Raw genomic sequence first — 550 nt, 5'->3', positions numbered from 1 at the left:
GACAAGCACACCTTGATGTCCACGACCAACCACCGTATCCCCTTCATAATCGCCCATACGACTGCGCGCTTCAATGATACTGGGACGCTCAGTGATATCACAGCGGTTCGCTATCTTTCCGCGCCTATCATAACCTTGCAGACGGCGTTTCCTATAGCGCTTTTGACATCTAAGGGCGCTATGTAAGTTACCCCCTGCCTTTTTGTCAGTATAGATGTGTTGATATATCGATTCATGGCTTGGGACCTCTTGCCAACCCAGCATTCTCAGTCGCCCTGTGATTTGCTCAGGTGAGTAGTGCTTGCTGAGTAGATGATCAATATAGCACCAGCCAAAGCGGCTGATCTGTGAGCTATTCACAACTTTGCGCGCGTTTGCCAATCGATGGGCTTGTTTGGGGCGATAACCCCTTTGTCCTATGTTTCGCTTTATCTCTCGACTCACCGTTGATTTATGACAGCCAATAATTCTAGCTATTTCACTGAGACTCTTTTTAGCTTGCAATAGCGCTGATATTTGATATCTTTGCTCTTGGGTAAGATGTGTATAG

Annotated in this window: 1 protein-coding gene; it reads right to left on the bottom strand. The window is 46.9% G+C overall.

Annotated elements, in window-relative coordinates; translation table 11 throughout:
* Positions 1-550 (bottom strand): IS30 family transposase (locus AAEY75_RS14110; protein ID WP_352259909.1); only part of this gene is annotated, 550 nt, incomplete at both ends.

Source organism: Psychrobacter sp. TB55-MNA-CIBAN-0194 (assembly GCF_040309505.1).
Classification (GTDB): Bacteria; Pseudomonadota; Gammaproteobacteria; order Pseudomonadales; family Moraxellaceae; genus Psychrobacter; species Psychrobacter fozii.
The sequence above is the reverse complement of the archived record's forward strand: the minus strand, read 5'-3'. Positions and strand labels throughout refer to the sequence as shown.